Raw genomic sequence first — 378 nt, 5'->3', positions numbered from 1 at the left:
CACCTGCAATACCTTGTGGACCGGTAATGGCTTCAATAAACTCCGCTTCAGTCTTACCAGCGTTACCAGCCAACCCTTCCCATACTTCATAGGCGGAGGCACCAGTGTCGCCTTTTAGCGAATCAATAAAGTCTTGTACGGTCAAGCCAGTATTGCCTGGTAAGGCTTCCCAGGTCTCAAAGGCAGATTGTCCATTGTCACCATCAGTACCGGTGATGTCATTGATGAAGTCCTGTACATATATTGTAGGTGCTTTCATTGCCATATTGGGAATTATCATCAACACGGTAATTAGCTTGCAAGTCGTAATACGTGTCGGCTAATTGGTAGCCGATAAAAGCACTTTTTATAGTGCGGCTATCGACATCGTATTCAGTA

General features: G+C 45.2%; 1 pseudogene. It reads right to left on the bottom strand.

Annotated elements, in window-relative coordinates:
• Positions 1-259 (bottom strand): annotated as a pseudogene (locus tag SB772_RS39355) (hypothetical protein); the annotation flags it as partial.
• Positions 260-378: the final 119 nt, after the last annotated feature.

This window comes from Paraburkholderia sp. SIMBA_030 (genome assembly GCF_046535245.1).
In the GTDB taxonomy this organism is placed as follows: domain Bacteria; phylum Pseudomonadota; class Gammaproteobacteria; order Burkholderiales; family Burkholderiaceae; genus Paraburkholderia.
The sequence above is the reverse complement of the archived record's forward strand: the minus strand, read 5'-3'. Positions and strand labels throughout refer to the sequence as shown.